This window comes from Klebsiella sp. DY2415 (genome assembly GCF_026314315.1).
Taxonomy (GTDB): Bacteria; Pseudomonadota; Gammaproteobacteria; order Enterobacterales; family Enterobacteriaceae; genus Klebsiella; species Klebsiella ornithinolytica.
Genome location: NZ_CP111115.1, coordinates 1,630,693 through 1,654,478, shown reverse-complemented (window position 1 = coordinate 1,654,478; position 23,786 = coordinate 1,630,693). Strand labels below are relative to the sequence as shown.

The window sequence follows — 23,786 nt, the reverse complement described above, 5'->3', positions numbered from 1 at the left end:
CTCAGACAATTACAGATAACCACCCATGCAAAACAGTAGCGCCGCCCTCCCCCGACGCGGGTTCGATTTAACCTCTTCTGCTTTCCTGATCGTTGCCTTCCTGACGGGCATTGCCGGCGCGTTGCAAACGCCGACCCTGAGCCTGTTTTTAACCAACGAAGTGCATGTGCGCCCGGCGATGGTCGGCTTCTTTTTTACCGGTAGCGCGGTGATCGGTATTCTGGTCAGCCAGTTTCTCGCCGGACGCTCGGACCGCCAGGGCGATCGCAAGCAGCTGATTGTCTTTTGCTGCCTGCTTGGGGTCCTGGCCTGCCTGCTGTTCGCCTGGAACCGCAACTACTTTATTCTGCTCTTCGTCGGGGTCTTCCTCAGCAGCTTCGGCTCCACCGCCAACCCGCAGATGTTCGCCCTGGCGCGCGAGCATGCTGATAAAACCGGCCGCGAAGCGGTGATGTTCAGCTCCATTTTGCGTGCCCAGGTCTCGCTGGCGTGGGTGATCGGCCCGCCGCTGGCCTACGCGCTGGCCATGGGGTTCGGCTTTACCGTGATGTATCTCTGCGCCGCGATCGCCTTTGTGGTCTGCGGAGCGATGGTATGGTTCTTTCTGCCCAGCATGCGCAAAGAGAAACTGGCGGCAGTCGGTCATCTGGAAGCGCCGCGTACCCATCGTCGCGATGCGCTGCTGCTGTTCAGCGTTTGCACATTAATGTGGGGTATTAACAGCCTGTACATTATTAATATGCCGCTCTATATCATTAATGAGCTGCATTTATCCGAGAAGCTGGCCGGGCTGATGATGGGGACCGCCGCCGGGTTGGAAATCCCGACGATGCTGATTGCCGGCTATTATGCCCGGCGCTTTGGTAAGCGCTTTTTGATGCGCCTCGCCGCGGCCGCCGGAATACTGTTTTACGTAGGGATGCTGCTGGTGCATACGCCCGCTTTACTGCTGGCTCTGCAGGCGCTGAACGCGATATTCATCGGTATTCTGGCCGGTATTGGCATGCTCTACTTCCAGGATCTGATGCCCGGCCAGGCCGGCGCTGCCACCACGCTGTATACCAATACCACCCGCGTCGGCTGGATTATCGCCGGTTCGCTGGCGGGCGTGGTGGCAGAAATCTGGAGCTATCACGCTGTTTTCTGGATTGCCCTCGGCATGGGCGCGGTGTCATTGCTTTGCCTGTGGCGCATTAAAGACGTTTAAGGCGCGGTGCTCGCTTCCAGCTGGATAAGATAGGTCATGGCCGCTTCGCGATTTGTCGAACACATCTCAAAGACAGGCTGCAGGCTGGCGCAGACTTTCGGTCTGAGCGGCGACGTGAAGATGTTGCACAGATTCTGTTCCGAAAGCTGGACGCAGCGCGTGTTAGCAGGCTTGCCGTCAGGCATTCCGGGGATCGGGGATGAAATAGAGGGGGCGATACAGCAGGCACCGCAATCGATACGACATTCCATAAATGACTCTCTTGATGTTGCGGTTCACGGCCCAGCCTAAACGTTTTGTCCGGAGATAGCAAAACTCGCGAATTCCACTTGCCTGAAAGCCCCGGCACGAGTAGTTTTACGCGATATTTTTTGAACCGTTAAGTGACAGGATTACTGCAATGCCAAGAGCGAATGAAATTAAAAAAGGTATGGTGCTGAATTACAACGGCAAGCTGCTGATTGTAAAAAATATTGATATTCAGTCACCGAGCGCCCGTGGCGCAGCAACGCTGTACAAAATGCGTTTCTCTGATGTACGTACCGGTCTGAAAGTGGAAGAGCGCTTTAAAGGCGACGATATCGTTGACACCGTGACCCTGACCCGCCGTTTCGTTGACTTCTCCTATGTTGACGGCAACGAGTACGTGTTTATGGATAAAGAAGATTACACGCCGTACACCTTCACCAAAGAGCAGATTGAAGAAGAGCTGCTGTTCATTCCGGAAGGCGGCATGCCTGATATGCAGGTTCTGACCTGGGATGGCCAGCTGCTGGCGCTGGAGCTGCCGCAGACCGTGGATCTGGAAATCGTGGAAACCGCACCGGGCATTAAAGGCGCCTCGGCAAGCTCTCGCACCAAACCGGCGACCCTGAGCACCGGCCTGGTGATTCAGGTTCCGGAATACCTGACCACCGGCGAGAAAATTCGTATTCATATCGAAGAAAGCCGCTATATGGGTCGCGCGGACTAATATCGCGTCGTGGCGGATAAGGGCGGAAACGCCCTGTCCAGACCGCCCGCCGCATGAGCCGGGCAGTAAGACAAAAAAACGGCCAGAGGCTAATGCGGGTCACTTAAAGGTGGCCCGCATTTTTTTGCTTTATCTCAGGTCAGGGCGATGCCGGTAAACGGTGGTTGGTACGAAAGGGGTCTGTCGCGTGGGTGCCGTGGAGTATTCCGTTCACTTTTGTGGCATGTTCCGTTCACGATGCATCCGATACTGTTCTCACACCCGCTGCAGGTGAACGGCATTGCGCTGAAAACAGAAATACGCGGGACCGGTGGTGAACGGAATATCCCACAGAACACATGCTCGGAGTGCGAAGCCCCCTTTCACGCAAACCACCATAAAAACGCCATCCCCGGCTTAACAACAATCTCCAGGACAGGCTCGCCTGCAGAAATGTTGAAAACCTGACAGCGCCACATAAAAAACCGGCAATTTCTTTGAGATGACGGATTCTTACACCTCCGCCGGATCGGTCAGCCGACCCGTAAACGATCGGCATCAATCCAGAGGCTGTCCTTTCTACTTCTTACCTTCCCGCCGCCAGAATTACAGCAGTTCCGGATACTTCGTCATCTTCAGCGCCAGCTCAACGCCGCGTACTTCCGCCATCCCCTTCAGACGACCAATCGCCGAATAGCCCGGGTTGGTTTTCTTACGCAGATCGTCCAGCATCTGATGTCCATGGTCCGGACGGAACGGAATCGGACGCAGATCGCCCGCGTGCTTGCGACGCAGCTCTTCGCTCAGAATCGCATCCACCACCGCCACCATATTGACGTCACCGGTCAGATGCGCCGCTTCGTGGAACGTTTTGGGGTTCTCTTCACGGCAGGTCGAACGCAGATGAGTGAAGTGGATCCTGTCGCCGAAGGTTTCGACCATTTTCACCAGATCGTTATCGGCACGCACGCCGTAAGAACCGGTGCACATCGTAAAGCCGTTGTTGATGCTGTCCACGGTCTCTTTCAGCCATTGCATGTCTTCGATAGTCGAAACGATACGCGGCAGACCGAGGATCGGACGCGGCGGATCGTCCGGGTGTACGGCCAACCGTACGCCAACCTCTTCGCATACCGGTACGATAGCACGCAGGAAGACGGCCATGTTCTCACGCAGCTGCGCTTTATTGATATGGTCATATTCCGCCAGCCGCGCGCGGAACTGTTCGAGGGTATAGCCCTCTTCTGCGCCCGGTAAACCGGCAATAATATTGCGGGTCAGCTTTTCAATATCTGCTTCGCTCATCGCCGCAAAACGAGCCTGCGCCTGGCGCTGCTCCTCTTCACTGTAATCCGCCTCGGCGCCAGGGCGCTTAAGGATATGTAACTCAAAAGCGGCAAACGCGATTTGGTCAAAACGCAAGGCTTTCGAACCGTCCGGCAGCTGGTACTCAAGGTCAGTGCGCGTCCAGTCGAGAATTGGCATGAAGTTATAGCAGACGGTATCAATCCCGCAGGCTGCCAGGTTACGAATGCTCTGCTGGTAGTTGGCGATCCAGGTCGCACACTGCCCGCTTTGGGTTTTGATCTCTTCGTGTACCGGGATACTTTCCACGACCGACCACGTCAACCCTTTTTCCGCCAGCAGCGCCTGACGCTGTTTAATTTCGTCAACCGGCCAGACTTGACCATTAGGAATATGGTGCAGTGCGGTGACCACACCCGTCGCGCCAGCCTGCCGTACATCATCAAGCGACACCGGATCGTTCGGTCCATACCAACGCCAGGTTTGTTCCATCGCTATGCCCTCTCAAAGTTGTTATACCAATAACGCCAACATCAATGATGACTACCATACAGGCTTCTCGCCGGGGATCAATTTATCCCGCTAAATTGATTGATCCAGCTCACACTAAGCGTATAAATACGGCTCACCAATTTAATTTGTTGTCATATAACTTTACACTGGCATTGTTAATCATTGGTTAATCAGGTGTGTAAAGAATGACAACTATTGCTACCGCTACGCTGCCAGAAAGCGTGCAGCTTCCTCAGTACGATCGCAGCCAGCTGCGCTCGCGCATTGTGCACTTTGGCTTCGGGGCGTTTCATCGCGCTCATCAGGCCCTGCTTACCGATCGGGTGCTGAACGCCAGCGGCGGAGACTGGGGGATCTGCGAAATTAGCCTGTTCAGCGGCGACCGGCTGATGAGCCAGCTCCGTCAGCAGGACCACCTGTTCACCGTGCTGGAAAAAGGCGCGCATGGCAACCAGCCGATTGTCGTGGGCGCCGTTCACGAATGTCTGAATGCAAAGCTGGACTCTCTGCCCGCTATCATTGAAAAATTCTGCGAACCGCAGGTGGCCATCGTCTCACTCACCATTACAGAGAAAGGCTACTGTATCGATCCCGCCAGCGGCACGCTGGACCTGACGCAGCCGCGCATTATTCACGATCTGGACAATCCCACGCTGCCGCAGTCGGTGCCGGGGATTCTGGTCGAAGCCTTGTCCCGCCGCCGCGAACGAGGCCTGCCGCCGTTTACGGTACTCTCCTGCGATAATATTCCTGATAACGGCCACGTGGTTAAAAATGCGGTTCTGGGCATGGCGGAAAAGCGCGCCCCCGAACTGGCGCAGTGGATCGCTGAACACGTCAGTTTTCCCGGCACCATGGTTGACCGTATTGTGCCCGCCGCCACCGATGAGTCGCTGGCTGAAATCAGCGCCGCACTCGGCGTAGAAGACCCATGCGCCATCAGCTGTGAGCCATTTATTCAGTGGGTGATTGAGGATAACTTCGTGGCGGGCCGCCCGGCGTGGGAAATTGCCGGCGCCCAGATGACCGATAACGTGCTGCCGTGGGAACAGATGAAACTGCGGATGCTCAACGGCAGCCACTCCTTCCTTGCCTGGCTCGGCTACCTTGCCGGCCATGCGCATATCAGTGACTGCATGCAGGATGCGGTGCTGCGCAGCGCCGCTCGCCGACTGATGCTTGACGAACAGGCCCCGACGCTGGCTATCGAAGGCGTCAATCTGACGCACTATGCCGACAGTCTGATCGCGCGCTTCAGCAATCCAGCGCTTAAACATCGCACCTGGCAGATAGCGATGGACGGCAGTCAGAAGCTTCCACAGCGTATGCTTGACGGTATTCGCGTTCACCTGCAGCGCGGTAGCCGCTGGCCGTTGCTGGCGCTCGGCGTGGCGGGCTGGATGCGCTACGTCAGCGGTATAGATGATGCCGGTCAGGCTATCGATATTCGCGACCCGCTGAGCGAGAAGATTCAGGCTCTGGTTGCCGGCAGCCGCAACGAGGAACGCGTCAGCGCCCTGCTATCCCTGGAAGAAATCTTCGGTCGCGACCTGCCGGGCAATACGCAGTTTGTAGACAACATCACCGCCGCCTGGCATCAGCTTTGTACCGTCGGTGCCCGCCAGGCTATCGCCAACGTGCCCGGGATTTAACAATTGCTGCTCTTTTGCGGACAGAATTCTTTTCTGTCCGCCGTAGCCCTTCTCTTTTCCCCTTTTTTTCGTCAGGATAGTCTCAACTGTTACAACATTACATTTGTATCCTGGAGAAAATGTGACCAAAACCAACTTGATCACGGGGTTTCTCGGCAGCGGTAAAACGACCTCGATTCTTCATCTGCTGGCCCACAAGCCTGCAGATGAAAAATGGGCCGTGCTGGTTAATGAGTTTGGCGAAGTGGGTATCGATGGCGCTTTGCTGGCCGATAGCGGCGCCCTGCTCAAAGAAATTCCCGGCGGCTGTATGTGCTGCGTCAACGGCCTGCCGATGCAGGTGGGGTTGAATACCCTGCTGCGCCAGGGGAAACCGGATCGTCTGCTGATTGAGCCTACCGGGCTCGGCCATCCCAAACAAATTCTCGATATTCTGACCGCCGCCGTCTACGAGCCGTGGATCGATCTTCGCGCCACCCTGTGCGTGCTGGATCCCCGCCAGCTGCTGGACAGTAAAGTCATGGCGAACGACAACTTCCGCGATCAGCTGGCGGCGGCCGATGTCATTATCAGCAATAAAACGGACCGGATGACGGCGGAAAGCGAACAGGCCTTTGACGCCTGGTGGCAGGAACACGCGGGCGAGCGACTGCATATTGGCGCCACCCACGGCAATATCGACCCGAAGCTGCTGGATTTACCGCGCCGGAATCTGACACCGCTGCCGGAAAGTGCCGAACATGCGCACAGTCACGGGCAGAAAAAAGGTCTGGCCGCGCTCAGCCTGCCGGCCCACCAACGCTGGCGACGGAGCCTCAACAGCGGTCAGGGCTACCAGGCCTGCGGCTGGATCTTTGATGCCGATACGACCTTTGATACGATTGGCCTGCTTGAGTGGGCTCGTCTGGCGCCGGTTGCCCGCGTCAAAGGCGTGATGCGTATTGCCGAAGGCCTGGTACGTATTAACCGTCAGGGACTTGATCTGCATATTGAAACCCAAAACGTTGCGCCCCCGGACAGCCGTATTGAGCTGATTACCGAATCCGAGGCGGACTGGAATGCGTTACAAGCCTCTTTGTTGAAACTTCGTTTAGGTTAAGGCGGGTATGTTTCCCGCCGTCTTACACAACTCGCAACTGTTATGATTAAAAACCGAATTCCCCTGATCCTGCTGCTTAACGCTGCGGGCTTTGCCCTCTTTTTTTCGTGGTATTTGCCCGCGAATCATGGTTTCTGGTTGCCGCTGGATTCCGCCATTTTCCACTTCTTTAACCAGGGTGTGGGAAAGAGTCAGGCCTATGCCTGGCTGCTGGCTATCATCAATAACCGGGCTTTCGACGCCTGCTCTTTGCTGGCGATGGGCGCCCTGATGCTGAGCTTCTGGTTGAAGGAGCAAAGCGCCGGTCGCCGTCGGATCGTCATTATCGGCCTGGTCATGCTGCTGTTCGCGGTAGTCATTAATCAGCTGGCGCAGCATCTGATGCCGGTTAAACGCGCCAGCCCGTCGCTCGCGTTCAGCGATATTGTAAAAGTGAGTGATGTTGTCGCCTTCCCGACCAAAGATGCGTCGAAAGACAGTTTTCCCGGCGATCACGGCATGATGCTGCTGATCTTCGCCACCTTCATGTGGCGCTATTTTGGCCGTCGGGCGTTTGCTATTGCCCTGACTATTTTTGTTGTTTTCGCTTTTCCGCGGGTCATGATCGGCGCCCACTGGTTTACCGATATTGCCGTTGGCTCATTGACCGCCGTCCTCATTGGCATTCCCTGGGTTCTGATGACACCGTTAAGCGACATATTGATCGCCTGGTTTAACCGTTCGCTTCCCGGCGGAGTGGGTAAAAATTAATCTCTTCCTTACATATTATTAACTATATCCATAAGGGATCGTTCTCGGTCCCTTTTTTATTTGCCCGTGTTTTTATCGCCAACGTCATCTTCCTGTCACATTAATCGTCTTACAAATGAAGCAATTGCATATTTTTTACCCACAATTGCCGCTATTTTGCGCTTTCCCGACGATTCACTTTTAGATGCACAAATTCTTATAAGAAATCTCGCAAAACCGCTCGCCATCCCACGTTTGATAGGGTAATCTCAATCTCGTTTTGCCTTTCCAGTAACCTCAATCCGGCTCAAAAATAAATTTGTGCGGTATCCCACAAATTTAGGTTTAAGGAATTGTCTCATTGCTGGCAGGTATTTAGGCTCTAACACGTTTGGCATTTTTTATAACGACATTGTCGTTAAGGACAACAAGGGAAAACAAACCACATGGTCAAATCTCAGCCGATTTTGAGATATATCTTGCGGGTAGTGCCCGCGATAGCAGTGGCAGTTTTGCTCTCTGCCTGTAGTTCGACAAGTAGTACCGCAAAGAATATGCATTCTGAGACGCATGCTGTGGGTAGTGGCGATTTATCATCACTGCAAGCCTCTCAGGATGAATTTGAAAAGATGGTCAGCAATCTGGACGTTAAGTCCCGTTTGATGGACCAGTATGCCAGCTGGAAAGGCGTGCGTTACCGCCTCGGCGGCAGCACCCGGAAAGGCATTGATTGCTCTGCTTTCGTGCAGCGTACTTTCCGTGAACAATTTGGTCTGGAACTGCCGCGCTCCACTTCAGAGCAGCAGGATTCCGGCAAGTCCATTTCACGCTCTCAACTGCGTACTGGCGATTTAGTTCTGTTCCGGGCGGGTTCCACCGGTCGCCACGTCGGTATCTATATCGGCAACGATCAGTTCGTCCATGCTTCCACCAGCAGCGGTGTGACTATCTCCAGCATGAACGAGCCGTACTGGAAGAAGCGCTATAACGAAGCGCGACGAGTTCTGAGCCGCTCGTAATCCTTTCTGTCGTCAGTTATCCCTTGGCTGACGTTCAGAACAAAAAAACACTGCTGAGGCGGTGTTTTTTTTTGCCTGTTTACATATGAATGCCGCAATATAAGCTATCCCTTTTAGTGGCGATAGAGAAAACGTTTTCTATCAACCCATTGGCGCAACTCATTAACACGGACCGACTATACAGCCTATGCTTACCCGTTACCTGTCACCCCGGCGTAATATCTGGCTGACCAGCATACTCATCGGAGTGATCGTCGCCCTGCTGGCCGGTAGCATTCAGGTTATGGTGATTTACCATAGCCGGTCTGAACGTTTTGACAGTATCATCGACAACGTCAACGTCTACCTGACCGATTACTTTAGCCAGCTCGAGAAGACCATGGCCGACCTGCAGCCGCTGGTCGATCAAAAATGTGAAAATATTGCGTCAGGCCTGACCGCACGGGCAGCCTTTAGCCCAAACGTGCGCGCGTTTTTGCTGGTGAAAGATGGCGTCGCCTTTTGCTCCTCCGCCACCGGCCCCATGAACACCCCTCTGGTACAGCTCATTCCACATCTCGATACCCATAAAGCGGTCGATATGCTGCTCCTGCCGGGGACGCCGATGATGCCTGGTAATGCCGCCCTGGCGATGTGGGTACGCAACCCGCACGGCGGTAACGATGGCGTTTTCGTCTCAATCAATACCAACCTGACACCCTATATTCTTTACTCCGCCCGACAGAACGATTTCAGCAGCATCGCGCTGGTTGTCAACGATACCGCCCTTTCCACCCTGACCAACCGCCTTATTGACCCGCAAAGCCTGCACGCAGAGCCCATTCGCCAGATACAAATCAAAGGGGTGCCGCTGAAGGTCTATCTCTATGCCAACAGCTGGCTCTCGGAAAATACACAATTCTCGCTGCTGCTCGGCGTCATGTGCGGTCTGCTGGCAGGCCTGGTGAGTTACTACGTGCTGACGCTGAAATCCGATCCGCGTAAAGCCATTCTGCTGGGGATAAAAAACAATCAGTTCTATGTTGTTTATCAACCGGTAGTCAAAGCCGATACCCTGCGCATTAGCGGTATTGAAGTACTGATGCGCTGGCGCCATCCGGTAGCCGGGGAAATTCCGCCCGACGTGTTTATTAACCTGGCTGAAACGCAGCAAGTGATTGTGCCGCTCACGCATCATTTATTAGCGCTGATCGCTCGCGACGCGCCGGCCCTGCAAAAAGTTCTGCCCGCCGGCAGCAAGCTGGGGCTGAATATTTCACCGTCCCATCTGCACGCCGACGAGTTTCAGGATGATCTTCGGCAGTTCGCTGCATCCATGCCAGCCAACCACTTCAATGTGGTTCTCGAAATTACCGAACGTGCGATGATCGATAAAAACAAGTCGCTGGCCATTTTTGACTGGCTGCATGAGCAGGGATTTGAGATTGCGATTGACGATTTTGGTACCGGGCATAGTGCGCTTATCTACCTCGAGCGTTATAAATTTGACTATCTGAAAATCGATCGCGGCTTCGTGCAGGCTATCGGAACCGAGACCGTCACCTCCCCGGTGCTGGATGCGGTACTGACGCTGAGCCGCCGCCTGCAGCTCATGACCGTTGCGGAAGGGGTCGAAACGCCGGAGCAAGCGGAGTGGTTACGCAAACATGGCGTAAACTTCCTGCAGGGCTATTGGCTGAGCCGTCCGCTGCCGCTGGAAGAGCTGATCGCGGCACATGATGAACCGGCTAAATATTTTGCCGCCCGGTAACGGCCCTTTATGATGTCTGCCCACAGAGGATATTAATCTGGCTATGTTTGCGCGTGTCTGCCTGATATTACTGACCCTGTTCAGCCTGAATAGTCAGGCGCAAACCATAACCATAAAAGAGGGCAGCACTTTTGCCATCATTGGCGAACCGAAATACGCCGCCGGCTTTGACCATTTTGATTATGCTAATCCCCATGCCCCGAAAGGGGGAACCCTGGTCAACGCCACCATTGGCACCTTCGACAACTTCAACCGCTATGCGCTGCGCGGCAACCCGGGAGTACGTACCGACGCGCTGTACGACACGCTGTTCACTACGTCCGATGATGAACCGGGCAGCTATTATCCCCTCATTGCCGCGGACACGCGCTACGCCGATGATTTCTCGTGGATGGAGATAACCCTCAATCCGCGCGCCCGTTTTCATGATGGCAGCCCGATTACCGCCGGCGATGTCGCCTTCACGTTCCACAAATTTATGACCGAAGGGGTGCCGCAGTTCCGCTTGTTCTACAAGGGGACCCGCGTCGAGGCCATTGCGCTGCGCACCGTGCGTATTACCCTGGCGCAGCCCGGCAAGGAGAACATGCTGAGTCTGCTCTCCCTGCCGGTGATGCCGGAGGCATTCTGGCGTCACCATAAGCTCAGCGACCCGCTCTCTACCCCGCCGCTGGCCAGCGGCCCCTATCGGATTACCGACTGGCGGATGGGTCAGTACATCATCTACTCCCGGGTGAAGGACTACTGGGCGGCCGACCTGCCGGTGAACCGCGGGCGCTGGAACTTCGACACGCTACGCTACGACTACTACCTCGATGATAATGTCGCCTTTGAAGCCTTTAAGGCCGGCGCCGTCGACCGGCGAGCAGAGACGATGGCCAAAAACTGGTCGACCCGTTATGTCGGACGCAATTTTACCCACGGCTATATCGTCAAAGATGAGTACCCGAATACCTCGGCACAGGATACCCAATGGCTGGCATTCAATATCCAGCGCCCGGTGTTCAACGACCGCCAGGTCCGGGAAGCCATCACCCTCGCCTTCGATTTCGAGTGGATGAACAAGGCGCTGTTTTATGGCGCCTACAGCCGGGCCAGCAGCTACTTTCAGAATACGGAGTATGCGGCGCGTCAGGCGCCCGATGCCGAAGAGCTCGCTCTGCTGATGCCAATGAAAGCCGATCTGCCGCCGGAGGTCTTCACCTCCGTCTATCAGCCGCCGCGATCCCGCGGCGATGGGTTCGATCGCACCAATCTGCTGCAGGCCGATGCGTTGCTTAAGCAGGCGGGCTGGGTGCTGAAAAACCAGCGCCGGATCAACGCCGTCACCGGTAAGCCGCTGCGCTTTGAACTGCTGCTGCCTTCCGGGGGCAACGATCGCTGGGTGCTGCCGTTTCAGCATAATCTCCAGCGCCTCGGTATTACGATGGATATTCGCCAGGTCGATAATTCGCAGTACAGTAACCGCCGACGCAGTCGTGACTACGATATGATGCCCATCGTCTGGCGCGCGACGCCCTGGCCCGGAACCGACCTGCAAATCTCCTGGGATTCGTCATATATTCACTCCAGCTACAATGCGCCCGGGGTTCAGAGTCCGGTGGTAGACAAACTGATTGCGCAGATCATCCGCTGGCAGGGAAATAAGCAAAAGCTCCTGCCCCTGGGTCGCGCGCTGGACCGGGTGCTGACCTGGAACTATTACATGCTGCCGATGTGGTATATGGCGCAGGACAGGACGGCGTACTGGGATAAATTCTCCTTCCCGCAGACCCGTCCCGTTTATTCATCCGGGTTTGACACCTGGTGGTATGACGTGAACAAAGCGGCAAAACTGCCCGCGGACAAACGGTAAGGAATAACGATGGGCGCATACCTGATCCGCCGGCTGTTGCTGATAATCCCCACGCTGTGGGCGATCATTACGATCAACTTTTTCATTGTCCAGATAGCCCCGGGTGGCCCGGTCGATCAGGCCATCGCCGCCATTGAGTTTGGCAACCGCGGCGGCTTACCGGGCGCCGGAGAAAGCGGTATGGCCGCCAGCCATGCCCGGACCGGCGTCGGCAACATCAGCGAAGGTCATTATCGCGGCGGCCGCGGGCTCGATCCGGAAGTGATTGCCGAAATCACCCACCGCTACGGCTTTGATAAACCGCTCCACGAACGCTACCTGAAAATGCTCGGCGACTATCTGCGCTTCGATTTTGGCGACAGCCTTTTTCGCAGCGCGTCGGTCTTGCAGCTGATCAAAAACAGCATGCCGGTCTCCATCACCCTGGGGCTGTGGAGTACGCTGATTATCTATCTGGTCTCGATTCCGCTCGGCATCCGCAAAGCCGTCCATAACGGCAGCCAGTTTGATATCTGGAGCAGTACGCTGATCATTATTGGCTACGCCATCCCGGCCTTTCTGTTCGCCATTATCCTGATCGTGCTCTTCGCGGGGGGCAGCTATCTGGATCTGTTTCCGCTGCGCGGGCTGGTGTCCGCTAATTTCGATAGCCTGACGTGGTATCAGAAGGTTCTCGACTATCTCTGGCATATTACGCTGCCGGTGCTGGCGACGGTCATCGGCGGCTTTGCGGCGCTCACCATGCTGACCAAGAACAGCTTTCTTGATGAGATCCGCAAGCAGTATGTCGTGACCGCTCGCGCCAAAGGGGTGGGCGAAAAGCAAATTTTATGGGGCCATGTTTTTCGCAATGCCATGCTGCTGGTGATCGCCGGTTTCCCGGCGATGTTTATCAGCATGTTTTTCACCGGTTCCCTGCTGATTGAGGTGATGTTTTCCCTCAACGGCCTGGGACTGCTGGGCTATGAGGCGACCGTTTCCCGTGATTACCCGGTGATGTTCGGTACGTTGTATATTTTTACGCTGATCGGCCTGCTGCTGAATATTGTCAGCGATATCTGCTACACGCTGGTCGATCCGCGTATTGATTTTGAGGGCCGCTGATGTCTTTCCTGAGTCCCGTTAATCAGGCCCGCTGGGCGCGTTTTCGTCACAATCGCCGCGGCTATCTGTCGCTGTGGCTGTTTATGCTTCTTTTCCTGTGCAGCCTGGGCGCCGAGCTGATTGCCAACGACCGCCCGCTGCTGGTGCAGTATCGCGGCAGCCTGTACGTTCCGGCATTGAAAAATTATAGCGAGACGACCTTTGGCGGCCCGTTTGCTACCGCCGCCGACTACCAGGATCCGTGGCTGCAAAAGCAGCTGGATGATAACGGCTGGGTACTGTGGGCGCCGATCCGATTTGGTGCCACCACTATCGACTTCGCCACCCAGACGCCCTTCCCTTCCCCTCCCTCGACGAGAAACTGGCTGGGTACCGATGCCAACGGCGGCGATGTGCTGGCTCGTATTTTATACGGCACGCGAATATCGATTCTGTTCGGCCTGCTGCTGACCTTTTTCTCCAGCGTGCTGGGGGTACTGGCGGGTGCGATTCAGGGATACTACGGTGGCAAGATTGACCTGTGGGGCCAGCGATTTATCGAGGTGTGGTCAGGCATGCCAACCCTGTTCCTGATTATTTTGCTCTCAAGTGTCGTCCAGCCGGGCTTCTGGTGGCTGCTGGCCATTACGGTGCTGTTCGGCTGGATGGCGCTGGTCGGCGTCGTGCGGGCGGAATTCCTGCGCACCCGTAACTATGACTATATTCGCGCGGCGCAGGCGCTGGGGGTCAGCGATCGCCATATTATTTTCCGCCACATGCTGCCTAACGCCATGGTCGCGACCCTGACCTTCTTGCCGTTTATTCTGTGCAGTTCAATCACCACCCTGACTTCACTCGATTTTCTCGGCTTCGGCCTGCCGTTAGGTTCGCCCTCTCTGGGGGAGCTGCTGCTGCAGGGGAAAAACAATCTGCAGGCGCCATGGCTGGGCATCGCCGCCTTCCTGTCGGTCGCGGTGCTGTTATCGCTGTTAATTTTCATTGGTGAAGCCGTCCGCGACGCCTTCGACCCCGGTAAGGCGGTATAACATGACGCAGCCTTTGTTAGAGATAGACAACCTCTCCATCGCCTTCCGCCAGCAGGGGAAAATGCAGACCGTCGTCAGCGAGCTCTCCCTGGATATTGGCGCCGGGGAAACCCTGGCGCTGGTGGGAGAATCCGGCTCCGGTAAAAGCGTCTCCGCGCTCTCGGTGCTGCGCCTGCTCCCCTCTCCGCCGGTCTGCTACCCCGGCGGAGACATTCGCTTTCACGGTCAGTCGCTGCTCCATGCCGATGAGCGCACGCTAAGTAAGGTGCGCGGGAACCGTATCGCGATGATTTTTCAGGAACCAATGGTCTCGCTCAATCCCCTGCATACGCTGGAAAAACAGCTGTATGAAGTCCTGTCTTTGCATCGCGGTATGCGTAAAGAGGCCGCGCGTGGCGAGATCCTTAACTGCCTGGAACGAGTCGGTATCCGTCATGCCGTACGCCGACTGGCGGACTACCCGCATCAGTTTTCCGGCGGCGAACGCCAGCGGATCATGATTGCCATGGCGCTGCTCACCCGTCCAGAACTGCTGATTGCCGACGAACCCACGACCGCCCTCGACGTGACCGTACAAGCGCAAATCCTGCAGCTGTTACGCGAGCTGAAAAATGAACTGAATATGGGACTGCTGTTTATTACCCATAACTTAAGCATTGTTCGCCAGCTCGCTGACCGCGTGGCGGTGATGCAAAACGGCCGCTGCGTCGAACAAAAGGCCTGTCGGGCGCTTTTTGCCGCCCCCGAACATCCTTATACCCGTCGCCTGCTGGACAGCGAACCCTCCGGCAGTCCGGTACCGCTGGCCGCCGATGCGCCGCTGCTGCTGAAGGCCGTCGATCTGAGCGTCGCCTTCCCGGTGCGCAAAGGGCTCCTCCGCCGGGTGGTGGATCATAACCGGGTGGTCAACGCGCTGAACTTCCAGCTGCGCGCCGGGGAAACCCTGGGCCTGGTGGGCGAGTCGGGATCGGGGAAAAGCACTACCGGGCTGGCCCTGCTGCGCCTGATTGCCTCGGAAGGGACGATCGCCTTTGAAGGGCAAGCGCTGCAGGGACGTAGCCGTCGGCAAATGCTGCCGCTGCGCCGCCAGATGCAGATAGTTTTCCAGGATCCCAACTCGTCGCTGAATCCCCGGTTGAACGTGCTACAGATTATTGAAGAGGGTCTGCGCGTCCACCGCCCAGGGTTAACGCCGGCCGCGCGTGAACACGCGGTGATACAGGTGATGCAAGAGGTGGGGCTCGATCCGCAAACGCGGCATCGCTATCCGGCTGAGTTTTCCGGCGGCCAGCGTCAACGTATTGCGATTGCCCGGGCGCTGATTGTGAAGCCTCAGCTTATCGTGCTGGATGAGCCCACGTCGTCGCTGGACAAGACTGTCCAGGCGCAAATTCTGGCGTTGCTGAAAGCGTTACAGCAAAAACATCGGCTGGCCTATATTTTTATCAGCCATGATTTACGCGTAGTGCGGACGTTGTGTCATCAGGTGATGGTGTTACGGCAGGGAGAAGTCGTCGAGCAGGGAGAGTGCGAACGCGTTTTTACCGCTCCGCAGCAGGAATATACCCGCCAGCTTCTGGCGCTGAGCTGACGGTCAGAATGGGTTGTGGCCTGAGAACGGTTCGGCAATCGCCACGCCGAAATTTTTCAGTCGACAGGTTGCCGCAAACTCGTCCTGTAAATTGACAAACAGGCACGGCTCCCCTTCACACTCAACGATGGAGCAATCGACTTCGATGTCGCTGAGGGCCTGGCTGAGCTTATGCATCACCGGCCACGCTTTCTCCCCGTCCGGGCTGAGTAGCTTCAGCGCAACGAGGCTGTTTTCACTTTCGGCGCCGTTTTGCGGAATCGGTTCAACTCTTGAACCCGCAAAACCGGCCAGCCAGCGATAGCTCTGCGGCAGACGGTGTACGATAGAGAGTTGCTGTGTATTCACTTAGTTTCCCCGGAAGCAAAATGCTTCACAATAAATTTACATCAATATTAACACATCGTTGACAAATAGTCCTGCATCAGCATAGAAAACGTTTACACCCGCGTCACGCCAGGGTTAACGACTTATAATCCAGAACTTTATAGTTTCTCTGCGGAAACAGATCGGGGCTATATGTACCCGTTTCTGTGATCCAAAACAACTTTTTTATCGCAACAATGCGACTTTTTACACTAATTGATTTTACATAAAAGAAACAAATTACAGAACCGGGAAGCCCATCGCGGTTGATGTGCATCAAAAAAGGGGCGGAAATCGCCCCTTGTGGAAGGTATTTTAGTGCGCGTTTTTGCGCCGCCGGCTGGCGTAGAGATAAAAAAGGATGGAGCTGCTGGCACAAAAGGCGATCGAAATCAGCATCGGCCAGGCGGTAGTAAAGGTGGCCATGGAGAGCAGTGCGCCAATAATCGCCCCGATGCCAAAGCGGAAGGTCCCCGCCAGCGATGAGGCGGTGCCCGCCATATGCGGAAACTCGTCGAGAATGACCGCCATCGCATTGGAGGAGACCATTGAAACGCAGCCAACAAACGCCGCAACGCCGACCACCAGCGCCCAGAATCCGACATCCAGCAGCGCGCAGACCACCATCCATACCGCCATCACAAACTGAATCCACAGCCCGGCGCGGAACATATTCAGCGCCCCGACCCGTCGGACAAAGCGGCTGTTAATGATGGTCATGATGAACAAGAAGACAATATTCAGCGCAAAATAGTAACCAAAGTGCTGGGGCGAAACATGGTTGATATTGATGTAGACAAACGGCCCGGCGCTCAGGAAGGAGAACATCCCGGCAAAGCTGAAGCCGCTCGCCAGCATATAGCTCAACACCCGCTTATGACGGAACAACGTCGCAAAGTTGCCCAGCGTGGTACGCAGGCTAAATTTTTGCCGCCGTTCAACCGGCAGCGTTTCGCTGATGAAAAAAGCGATCATCGCGGAGGCCAGCAGCGCCGCCAGCGCAAGAATCCAGAAGATCGCGTGCCAGCTGAACCACACCAGCACGGCGCCCCCCACCATCGGCGCAACCAGCGGCGCGATAGTGGTGACCAGCATGACAAACGACATCATCCGCGAAAACTCTTCTTTCGGATAGATATCGCGCATCAGGGCGTTGATGACCACGCTCGCCGCCGCGGCCGCCAGACCGTGGAAGAAACGCATGGTAATCAGCATGTCGATAGTCTGCGACAGCGCGCAGGCCACCGCAGCCGCCGCAAAAATCAGCGTTCCTCCGAGGATCACCGGCTTACGGCCGATGCTGTCCGCCATCGGGCCATACAGCAGCTGACCGAAAGCAAAGCCCAGAATATAGGTACTGAGCGTCATCTGCGCACTGCCGTCCGGCACATTAAACTGCGCCGAAATCACCGGCAGCGCCGGGAGATACATATCAATCGACAGTGGCATCAACATGGCCAGCAGGCCAAGAATAAACACAATCCCCAGTGAAGAATTCTGCTTTGCCGTCACGTTTTACTCCGTGCATGCTGGAGGCCAACGCTGGCGATCTCGTCTTCCGTCAGCGGGCGATACTCGCCAGGCTCCAGAGACTCATCCAGCATAATGTCGCCAATACGTTCACGATGCAGGCCGACGACGTGGTTACCCACCGCCGCGAACATGCGTTTCACCTGATGGTAGCGCCCTTCGCTTATCGTTAAGCGAACTTCCGTTGGCGTCAGCACTTCCAGACGCGCAGGTTTCGTCAGATCCTTTTCATTGTGCAGCTGAACGCCTTTAGCAAACTGTTCCGCCGTTTGCTCATCCACCGGGTTTTCCAGAGTCACCAGATAAGTTTTCTCGCAGTGATGGCGCGGAGAAGTGATGCGGTGCGACCACTGCCCGTCATCGGTCATCAGCACCAGTCCGGTGGTGTCGATATCCAGTCGACCTGCGGCGTGCAGCTTATGCGCGACCGGGACATCCAGGAAATAGAGAATCGTTGGATGATCCGGATCGTCCGTGGAGCAGACGTACCCCTGCGGCTTGTTGAGCATAAAGTAGCGCGGGCCGTTCTGCTGGGTCAGCGTATTGCCGTCATACTCCACGTCGTGCTCCGGCTGGAGCTTAAACGACGCATCTTTGACGATTTCGCCGTCTACGAGAACGCGGCTGCTGCGGATTTCACGCCCGGCAATAGCCCGACTGACGCCAAGTTGCTGAGCGATAAACTTATCAAGTCGCATGAGATTTTTTTAGCCTGTAATAATGCTGGAGCGGGCAAACGCCCGAAAAAGAAGAAGTTCGCTGGCTAGTATAACGGGCTCTTAACGCCACTCAAGGGAAAAGATTCGTGGCATACTATTTGCGAGTTAATTAACGCCAGTATAGCCATGACTTTTACATTACGTCCCTACCAAAAAGAGGCCGTCGACGCCACGCTCGCCTGGTTTCGTCGCCATCATGAGCCTGCCGCAATCGTCCTGCCCACCGGCGCGGGTAAAAGCCTGGTCATCGCCGAGCTGGCACGCCTGGCGCGCGGCCGCGTTCTGGTGCTGGCGCACGTCAAGGAGCTGGTCGCGCAAAACCACGCCAAGTATTGTGCGCTTGGGCTGGAGGCGGATATTTTTGCCGCTGGGCTGAAGCGTAAAGAGAGCCACGGCAAGGTGGTCTTCGGCAGCGTGCAATCGGTAGCCCGTAACCTTGAACAGTTCCAGGCCGAGTTTTCACTGCTGATTGTCGATGAATGCCACCGCATCAGCGACGATGATGACAGCCAGTACCAGCAAATTATCAGCCATTTGCAGCAGGTCAACCCGCAGCTGCGCCTGCTCGGGTTAACCGCCACGCCGTTCCGCCTCGGCAAGGGCTGGATCTACCAGTTTCATTATCACGGCATGGTTCGCGGTGATGAGAAGGCGTTGTTCCGCGACTGTATTTACGAACTGCCGCTGCGCTATATGATCAAGCACGGGTATCTGACGCCTCCGGAACGGCTGGATATGCCGGTCGTGCAGTACGATTTCAGCCGCCTTCAGCCGCAGAGCAACGGTCTGTTTAGCGAAGCGGACCTGAACCTTGAGCTAAAAAAGCAGCGGCGCATTACGCCGCATATCGTCAGCCAGATCGTCGAATTCGCCCACACGCGTAAGGGCGTGATGATTTTCGCCTCCACGGTAGAACACGCGCGGGAAATTACCGGCCTGCTGCCCGCCGGCGAGGCGGAGCTGATTACCGGTGAAACGCCCGGCCCGCAGCGCGATCGCATCATCGAAGCATTTAAAGCGCAGCAGTATCGTTATCTGGTGAACGTGGCGGTGCTCACCACCGGATTTGATGCCCCGCATGTCGATCTGATCGCCATCCTGCGCCCCACGGAGTCGGTCAGCCTTTATCAGCAAATTGTCGGCCGCGGCCTGCGCCTGGCGCCGGGGAAAACCGACTGCCTGATTCTCGACTATGCCGGAAATCCTCACGATCTCTACGCGCCGGAGGTGGGTTCGCCGAAGGGCAAGAGCGATAACGTCCCCGTACAGGTATTCTGCCCGGCCTGCGGCTTTGCCAATACCTTCTGGGGAAAGACCACCGCCGACGGTACGCTGATTGAACACTTTGGCCGCCGCTGCCAGGGCTGGTTTGAAGATGACGACGGTCATCGTGAACAGTGCGATTTTCGTTTTCGCTTCAAAAACTGTCCGCAGTGCAATGCGGAAAATGATATTGCCGCCCGCCGCTGCCGCGAGTGTGACACAATTCTGGTCGACCCCGACGATATGCTGAAGGCCGCGCTGAAGCTCAAAGACGCGCTGGTGCTGCGCTGCAGCGGCATGGACCTGCAGCACGGTGGCGACGATAAAGGTCCGTGGCTGAAAATCACCTATTACGATGAGGACGGCGCCGATGTCAGCGAGCGCTTCCGCCTGCAGACGCCGGCCCAGCGTACCGCGTTTGAGCAGCTGTTTATCCGTCCCCATACCCGCACGCCGGGCGTGCCGCTGCGCTGGATAACCCCTGCCGACATTGTTGCCCAGCAGCCGCTGTTGCGGCATCCGGACTTTGTCGTCGCGCGCATGAAGGGCCAGTACTGGCAGGTCAGGGAAAAAGTCTTCGACTATCAAGGCCGCTTCCGCCGGGCAAATGAACTGCGTTAATCACCGCCGCGCCTGAGGTTTTCATTGCCGTCAACGCCATAGGTGGATATAATGCCGCCCGCTTTTGCATTCGCAAAGCAGATCATCTGCCTGCTGCTGGGTCGCCTGTAGCAGGATTTAAATATAGAGAGACATCAATGTTTACTATCAACGCAGAAGTACGTAAAGAGCAGGGTAAGGGTGCGAGCCGCCGCCTGCGTGCAGCTAACAAATTCCCGGCCATCATTTATGGCGGTGAAGCTACTCCGGTAGCAATCGAGCTGGACCAGGACAAACTGTGGAACATTCAGAGCAAAGCTGAGTTCTACGGTGAAGTTCTGACCATCGTTATCGATGGCAAAGAAGAAAAAGTAAAAGTTCAGGCTGTTCAGCGTCACGCGTTCAAGCCAAAACTGACTCACATCGACTTCGTTCGCGCTTAATCGCGATAGCAAGTTGAGTGGCAAACGCCCCGGCCCGCAAGGTCCGGGGCGTTTTGTTATGCGTCTTGTTTCCATAGCAAAGGCGCAAAATCAACCACCTCTCCCAGCGTCGGATGCTTGTTCATTCCCGGCTGCCACAGCATCACCATCGTGACATTCAGCCCCTGGGTACCGACTTCGGTATCGATCTCCTCCACGCCTTCCCAGCCGGCCGCCTGAAAATGGTCAGGTAAGAATCCCCACCCCTGCCCCTGCTGCAGCGCATGGCGCAATAACGCTTTTTCATTCATGTACAGCGTATGTCCCGAAATTTGCACCCGGCGGGCAATTTGCTCGTCTGCGCGGCGATGCATCACCAGCTGCGGGACCAACGACAGATTGAGCAGAGTCAACGGACGCGCGCAGTCCGCAAACAGTCGCTCGGCCGCATAAAAGCGCAGATCGACGGTTCCCAACGCGCGCCACTCCATTTCGCTGCCGAGAGTCCGGTTATTGGCCTGGCAAATAGCCAGATCGGCCTGCCCGTCGGCCAGCGCCTGCTCCGCCTCGCGGCGCGATGCGCTCCAGCAGCTCATTCGCAGCTGACATCGGGCAAGGCGATCTACCAGTGCGCAGAGAAAGGATCGCGGTACAAACGGATCGTACACCACCCGCAGCCCCTGCCCCGCGGTGCGCGGTAGCGTCTGCGCAAACGACTCAAAGGCCTGGGCCTGGCGCAGCAATAAATGCGCCTGGCGAAAAAGTTGTTCCCCTTCGGCGGTTAACGCCAGGCTTCGCCCTTCGCGCAGGAACAGCGCATATCCCAGCGCATCTTCCAGGTAATCCAGCAGATCGCGCAGCGTGGTGCGGTCTTTTCCGAGCCGAATCGCCGCCCGCGAAAGACTCCCGGTTTCCGCGATGGTGGCAAAAGCCTCAATCTGGGCAAATGAGTAATGCAGCGTTTTCATCCTGTGGTTTCCTTTGGGGGAAAATCCCCCATCGGCTGATTTTAGCCTGCCGAAGGCGATTTATATACTGCAGGCCTGGTTGTTATGGCTAATAAGGAATCTCTGATGACAAAGATAAAAAAAACCACACCGCTGGCCCTGGCGTTGCTGTTCGCGCTTTGCCCTACCGTCAGCATGGCGCAGGCCCCGTCACCGCAGGCCTGCGGCGGAGTCATGCTGGATGTCTGCCCGACACCTTTTGATCCCGTTCTGCCTGCAACAAAAGATATGCTCAACTGGGATCGGTCCGCCCGGGTTATCGGTTTTCGCAACGACTACCGTAACTATGCCGGCGATATCTTCCATCACGGTAACGCCACGCCGCTGTCGCCGTCAGATAAGCCGCTGACCGACGTCAGCTATACGGTAAACGGCCAGACATGGAACCTGCAGGATTACCTGAAGCGCCAGAACGTCACCGGTTTTCTGGTACTCAAAGAGGGTAAGATTGCCTACAAATATCTCGGCGCAGGCAATACCGACACCACGCTGTGGACCTCCCGCTCGGTAGGTAAAGCGGTGGTCTCCACCCTGGTCGGTATAGCGATTCAGCAAGGTAAAATCCATTCGCTTAATGATCGGATCACCGATTACGAGCCCGACCTGAAAGGCAGCGCCTGGGACGATGTCACCCTTAAACAGCTGATTCAGCACACCTCCGGCGTCGAGTGGAATGAAGATTACACCAACCCGCAATCCCATTTCGCCCGCCTGACTCAGTGTGAAGCCCATCCAGGTGCCTACGCGTGCGTGCGCAAGATCGTGGCCTCCCTGAAGCGCACGCATCCCGCCGGCGAGCAGTGGTCCTACTCGTCAGGGGGCGCCTGGCTATTGGGTGATGTTCTGGAGCGGGCCACCGGAATGCCGCTTGCCGCATGGCTGGAGCAGGCCCTGTGGCAACCCGCCGGAATGGCGCATGACGGCGTCTGGCACGCTTATCAGCAGGGCAAGCATGACGTCGGGGCGCACGGCTTTAACGCTACGCTGGAAGACTGGGGTCGTTTCGGCGAGTTTGTCGCCCGGGATGGACGTCTGGCCGATGGCCAACGGCTGGTGCCTGAAGGCTGGTTTGACCAATCCTCCGCCTGGACCCAGGCGCAGAAATCAGTCTCCCCGGCACACCCGGAAGGTATTTACGGCTATCAATGGTGGAATAACGCGATTCCGGCCAACGCACAGCATGTCGACCCCAGCGCCCGCCAGGGCCTGAAAGGTTCGCTGTGGGCGCTGGGTATCTACGGCCAGGTGATTATGGTCAACCGCGCGGAACATCTGGTGATCGTACAGTGGTCAACCTGGCCGCAGGCCGAACCTTCGTTTAACGCCCAACCGCTGGAAGCCGCGCTGATGTACAGCGCTATCGCCCGCAAACTGCACTAAGGGTTATCGCGCCTTGTTTCATCCGGGGCAAGGCGCGACGAAATCGTGAGAGCCAGGTGTTGCAGTAGCATAATGGTTTTGGCATCCACAATTTCCCCCTCGCGTATCGCTTGTAACGCCCGGGCCAGTGGCCACTCCAGCACTTCGATATCCTCCCCTTCCGCCGCCAGCCCGCCGCCTTCGCCGCGGCGATCGTCCGCCGAATATTCGGCAATGAAAAAATAGAGCTTTTCGGTGACCGACCCCGGACTCATGTAGGCGGTAAAAACCGGTTCAATGCCGGTGACGCGGAAGCCGGTCTCTTCTTCCGCCTCGGCGATAATGCGCTCTTCCGGCGACGCATTATCCAGCAGCCCGGCAGCCGCCTCGATCAAAAAACCATCATGACCATTAATCCACACCGGAAAACGAAACTGGCGTATAAGTACAACGGTTTGCTTTACCCGGTTATAGAGCAGAATCACCGCGCCGTTGCCGCGATCGTAGGCCTCACGGCTCTGTTCCTGCCAACGGCCATCCCGGCGCAGCAATTCAAAAGTGTATTTTTTTAACGTATACCAGTTGTCGGACAGCAGCGTTTCACGCACGTGGCGAACGCGGGAGGTATCCCTGGACATATTTTTCTCCTGATGAGATGACAGCGGCCACGATAACATGCAAAATAACGCACAAACAAGATCAAACATGAAGGAAGGAAT

Annotated in this window: 21 protein-coding genes; 14 read left to right on the top strand and 7 right to left on the bottom strand. The window is 56.3% G+C overall.

Annotation, left to right across the window (positions count from 1 at the left end; all coding sequences use genetic code 11):
• Positions 1–25: 25 nt before the first annotated feature.
• Complete coding sequence (setB, locus tag OQV00_RS07795) at positions 26–1,207, top strand: sugar efflux transporter SetB (RefSeq protein ID WP_032717962.1); 1,182 nt, start codon at positions 26–28, stop codon at positions 1,205–1,207.
• Here setB and OQV00_RS07790 read toward each other — a convergent pair.
• Positions 1,204–1,458 (bottom strand): YkgJ family cysteine cluster protein, encoded by a 255-nt coding sequence (locus OQV00_RS07790; RefSeq protein WP_015583834.1) that lies wholly within the window; start codon positions 1,456–1,458, stop codon positions 1,204–1,206. The genes setB and OQV00_RS07790 overlap by 4 nt on opposite strands.
• A 149-nt stretch (positions 1,459–1,607) precedes the next feature.
• Here OQV00_RS07790 and yeiP point away from each other — a divergent pair, with 149 nt between their 5' ends.
• Positions 1,608–2,180, top strand: coding sequence for an elongation factor P-like protein YeiP (gene yeiP / locus OQV00_RS07785; RefSeq protein WP_004864815.1), 573 nt, complete (start codon positions 1,608–1,610; stop codon positions 2,178–2,180).
• Between the two features lie 585 nt (positions 2,181–2,765).
• Here the strand turns inward: yeiP and uxuA are convergent.
• Positions 2,766–3,956: a mannonate dehydratase gene (uxuA, locus tag OQV00_RS07780; RefSeq protein ID WP_004864817.1), complete on the bottom strand. Its 1,191-nt coding sequence runs from the start codon at positions 3,954–3,956 to the stop codon at positions 2,766–2,768.
• Positions 3,957–4,162: 206 nt separating this feature from the next.
• Between uxuA and OQV00_RS07775 the strand changes: the two genes are divergently transcribed.
• The 9 genes from OQV00_RS07775 to yejF all read left to right on the top strand — a co-directional run bounded on the left by OQV00_RS07775 (position 4,163) and on the right by yejF (position 15,801).
• Positions 4,163–5,629, top strand: coding sequence for a mannitol dehydrogenase family protein (locus tag OQV00_RS07775; RefSeq protein WP_004864819.1), 1,467 nt, complete (start codon positions 4,163–4,165; stop codon positions 5,627–5,629).
• Between the two features lie 121 nt (positions 5,630–5,750).
• The gene (locus tag OQV00_RS07770) at positions 5,751–6,728 is read left to right on the top strand and encodes a CobW family GTP-binding protein (RefSeq protein WP_015583833.1); all 978 of its coding nucleotides are present in this window, start codon (positions 5,751–5,753) and stop codon (positions 6,726–6,728) included.
• Between the two features lie 42 nt (positions 6,729–6,770).
• Positions 6,771–7,478, top strand: a complete 708-nt coding sequence (locus OQV00_RS07765; protein ID WP_004864822.1) for a phosphatase PAP2 family protein — start codon at positions 6,771–6,773, stop codon at positions 7,476–7,478.
• Between the two features lie 425 nt (positions 7,479–7,903).
• On the top strand, positions 7,904–8,476 hold the full coding sequence (gene mepS / locus OQV00_RS07760) for a bifunctional murein DD-endopeptidase/murein LD-carboxypeptidase (RefSeq protein ID WP_004864824.1): 573 nt from the start codon (positions 7,904–7,906) through the stop codon (positions 8,474–8,476).
• Between the two features lie 187 nt (positions 8,477–8,663).
• A complete protein-coding gene (locus OQV00_RS07755; protein WP_004864826.1) occupies positions 8,664–10,226 on the top strand; it encodes a cyclic di-GMP phosphodiesterase in 1,563 nt (520 codons plus the stop codon).
• A 43-nt stretch (positions 10,227–10,269) separates the two neighbouring features.
• Positions 10,270–12,081 carry an extracellular solute-binding protein gene (locus OQV00_RS07750; protein WP_113990930.1) on the top strand — a complete coding sequence of 604 codons (1,812 nt, stop codon included), beginning with the start codon at positions 10,270–10,272 and terminating at the stop codon, positions 12,079–12,081.
• A gap of 9 nt (positions 12,082–12,090) precedes the next feature.
• Complete coding sequence (locus tag OQV00_RS07745; protein ID WP_004864831.1) at positions 12,091–13,185, top strand: microcin C ABC transporter permease YejB; 1,095 nt, start codon at positions 12,091–12,093, stop codon at positions 13,183–13,185.
• Positions 13,185–14,210 (top strand): microcin C ABC transporter permease, encoded by a 1,026-nt coding sequence (locus OQV00_RS07740; RefSeq protein ID WP_004864833.1) that lies wholly within the window; start codon positions 13,185–13,187, stop codon positions 14,208–14,210. The genes OQV00_RS07745 and OQV00_RS07740 overlap by 1 nt, the downstream gene beginning before the upstream one ends.
• Position 14,211: 1 nt before the next feature.
• Positions 14,212–15,801 carry a microcin C ABC transporter ATP-binding protein YejF gene (gene yejF, locus OQV00_RS07735; RefSeq protein WP_032717967.1) on the top strand — a complete coding sequence of 530 codons (1,590 nt, stop codon included), beginning with the start codon at positions 14,212–14,214 and terminating at the stop codon, positions 15,799–15,801.
• 3 nt (positions 15,802–15,804) lie between these two features.
• On the opposite strand, the gene OQV00_RS07730 is transcribed toward yejF, so the two are convergent.
• From OQV00_RS07730 to rsuA, 3 genes are all read right to left on the bottom strand, one after another.
• Positions 15,805–16,149 carry a YejG family protein gene (locus OQV00_RS07730; RefSeq protein WP_004864837.1) on the bottom strand — a complete coding sequence of 115 codons (345 nt, stop codon included), beginning with the start codon at positions 16,147–16,149 and terminating at the stop codon, positions 15,805–15,807.
• A gap of 333 nt (positions 16,150–16,482) precedes the next feature.
• Positions 16,483–17,679, bottom strand: coding sequence for a Bcr/CflA family multidrug efflux MFS transporter (locus OQV00_RS07725; RefSeq protein WP_004864839.1), 1,197 nt, complete (start codon positions 17,677–17,679; stop codon positions 16,483–16,485).
• Positions 17,676–18,395, bottom strand: coding sequence for a 16S rRNA pseudouridine(516) synthase RsuA (gene rsuA, locus OQV00_RS07720; RefSeq protein ID WP_004864842.1), 720 nt, complete (start codon positions 18,393–18,395; stop codon positions 17,676–17,678). Before rsuA ends, OQV00_RS07725 begins: the two co-directional genes overlap by 4 nt.
• A gap of 147 nt (positions 18,396–18,542) precedes the next feature.
• On the opposite strand from rsuA, the gene OQV00_RS07715 reads away from it, so the two are divergent.
• Both OQV00_RS07715 and rplY read left to right on the top strand, forming a co-directional pair.
• A complete protein-coding gene (locus OQV00_RS07715) occupies positions 18,543–20,300 on the top strand; it encodes a DEAD/DEAH box helicase (protein ID WP_123629505.1) in 1,758 nt (585 codons plus the stop codon).
• A gap of 137 nt (positions 20,301–20,437) precedes the next feature.
• Entirely contained in the window at positions 20,438–20,722 is a 285-nt protein-coding gene (gene rplY / locus OQV00_RS07710) for a 50S ribosomal protein L25 (protein WP_004864846.1), read from the top strand.
• 56 nt (positions 20,723–20,778) lie between these two features.
• Here the strand turns inward: rplY and OQV00_RS07705 are convergent, their stop codons facing one another.
• The gene (locus tag OQV00_RS07705) at positions 20,779–21,669 is read right to left on the bottom strand and encodes a LysR family transcriptional regulator (protein WP_032717969.1); all 891 of its coding nucleotides are present in this window, start codon (positions 21,667–21,669) and stop codon (positions 20,779–20,781) included.
• 105 nt (positions 21,670–21,774) lie between these two features.
• Here OQV00_RS07705 and OQV00_RS07700 point away from each other — a divergent pair, with 105 nt between their 5' ends.
• Positions 21,775–23,088, top strand: coding sequence for a serine hydrolase domain-containing protein (locus OQV00_RS07700; protein WP_032717971.1), 1,314 nt, complete (start codon positions 21,775–21,777; stop codon positions 23,086–23,088).
• On the opposite strand, the gene OQV00_RS07695 is transcribed toward OQV00_RS07700, so the two are convergent.
• Positions 23,085–23,705: an NUDIX domain-containing protein gene (locus OQV00_RS07695; protein WP_015583826.1), complete on the bottom strand. Its 621-nt coding sequence runs from the start codon at positions 23,703–23,705 to the stop codon at positions 23,085–23,087. The two genes, OQV00_RS07700 and OQV00_RS07695, sit on opposite strands and share 4 nt — an antisense overlap.
• Positions 23,706–23,786 lie beyond the last annotated feature (81 nt).

Coding starts and splice junctions, on each gene's coding strand:
- setB (WP_032717962.1), top strand. CDS start 26: ATGCAAAACAGTAGCGCCGCCCTCCCCCGACGCGGGTTCGATTTAACC.
- OQV00_RS07790 (WP_015583834.1), bottom strand. CDS start 1,458: ATGGAATGTCGTATCGATTGCGGTGCCTGCTGTATCGCCCCCTCTATT.
- yeiP (WP_004864815.1), top strand. CDS start 1,608: ATGCCAAGAGCGAATGAAATTAAAAAAGGTATGGTGCTGAATTACAAC.
- uxuA (WP_004864817.1), bottom strand. CDS start 3,956: ATGGAACAAACCTGGCGTTGGTATGGACCGAACGATCCGGTGTCGCTT.
- OQV00_RS07775 (WP_004864819.1), top strand. CDS start 4,163: ATGACAACTATTGCTACCGCTACGCTGCCAGAAAGCGTGCAGCTTCCT.
- OQV00_RS07765 (WP_004864822.1), top strand. CDS start 6,771: ATGATTAAAAACCGAATTCCCCTGATCCTGCTGCTTAACGCTGCGGGC.
- mepS (WP_004864824.1), top strand. CDS start 7,904: ATGGTCAAATCTCAGCCGATTTTGAGATATATCTTGCGGGTAGTGCCC.
- OQV00_RS07755 (WP_004864826.1), top strand. CDS start 8,664: ATGCTTACCCGTTACCTGTCACCCCGGCGTAATATCTGGCTGACCAGC.
- OQV00_RS07750 (WP_113990930.1), top strand. CDS start 10,270: ATGTTTGCGCGTGTCTGCCTGATATTACTGACCCTGTTCAGCCTGAAT.
- OQV00_RS07745 (WP_004864831.1), top strand. CDS start 12,091: ATGGGCGCATACCTGATCCGCCGGCTGTTGCTGATAATCCCCACGCTG.
- OQV00_RS07740 (WP_004864833.1), top strand. CDS start 13,185: ATGTCTTTCCTGAGTCCCGTTAATCAGGCCCGCTGGGCGCGTTTTCGT.
- yejF (WP_032717967.1), top strand. CDS start 14,212: ATGACGCAGCCTTTGTTAGAGATAGACAACCTCTCCATCGCCTTCCGC.
- rsuA (WP_004864842.1), bottom strand. CDS start 18,395: ATGCGACTTGATAAGTTTATCGCTCAGCAACTTGGCGTCAGTCGGGCT.
- OQV00_RS07715 (WP_123629505.1), top strand. CDS start 18,543: ATGACTTTTACATTACGTCCCTACCAAAAAGAGGCCGTCGACGCCACG.
- rplY (WP_004864846.1), top strand. CDS start 20,438: ATGTTTACTATCAACGCAGAAGTACGTAAAGAGCAGGGTAAGGGTGCG.
- OQV00_RS07705 (WP_032717969.1), bottom strand. CDS start 21,669: ATGAAAACGCTGCATTACTCATTTGCCCAGATTGAGGCTTTTGCCACC.
- OQV00_RS07700 (WP_032717971.1), top strand. CDS start 21,775: ATGACAAAGATAAAAAAAACCACACCGCTGGCCCTGGCGTTGCTGTTC.
- OQV00_RS07695 (WP_015583826.1), bottom strand. CDS start 23,705: ATGTCCAGGGATACCTCCCGCGTTCGCCACGTGCGTGAAACGCTGCTG.